Genomic DNA, 613 nt, shown 5'->3' with positions numbered 1-613 from the left:
GAATTCCCTTGTTTGGAGATACCCCCATAATAGCCGCCATTTTGCCCAGATTGCTTGATGACAGGATTTGTTCCTGCTTTTTTAATGAGCTGGCTAGCACTATTATAGTGGGAGAGATCCCCCATTTCACAGTAGACTTCAGCCGCTGTGATCAAGCCGATGCCGGGAACCGTAAGAAGAAACATTCCCTCGGTCTTAACAAAGATACGCTCAATTTCTTTTTCGTATGCTTCTATGTTTTTAGTATGCCATTCATATGCACTGAGCTTCTGTTTTAATACAAATAGCTCACTTGAAAGCTGTTTAATGGGCTTTGAAACACTTTCCTTGGGGCAAAGAGAAGCTTTTCAATCGTTGTTTTTCGGATTTTTAAATTGTGTTCTTTAGATACATTTCTCAATCCAGTCTCACCTAGCTCAAGAATCTGAGAGGCATGCGGATAATGGGTTAATATATGAAGGCTTGTCTTCCCCCAAAAATCACTAAAGATCTTGGTTGTTTTAACCTTATTATCCACAAGAACACTGTAACCCTGGTATTCACGCCAGATTTGGTCATGAATACCGCGAAGTTCCATTTTGATGCATGAGCGCTTATTAATTTCACTCCGTCT

At 40.5% G+C, this 613-nt stretch carries 1 protein-coding gene and 1 pseudogene; both read right to left on the bottom strand.

Annotated elements, in window-relative coordinates:
- The coding region (locus TEPIDINF_RS14760) for a transposase (protein ID WP_421692401.1) at positions 1–185 on the bottom strand (185 nt) is incomplete at its 3' end.
- A gap of 89 nt (positions 186–274) precedes the next feature.
- A pseudogene (locus TEPIDINF_RS14755) lies at positions 275–613 on the bottom strand (IS110 family transposase); the annotation flags it as partial.

It is taken from the genome of Tepidibacillus infernus (assembly GCF_048898065.1).
In the GTDB taxonomy this organism is placed as follows: Bacteria; Bacillota; Bacilli; order Tepidibacillales; family Tepidibacillaceae; genus Tepidibacillus_B; species Tepidibacillus_B infernus.
This window is presented reverse-complemented; position numbering and strand designations above follow the sequence as displayed.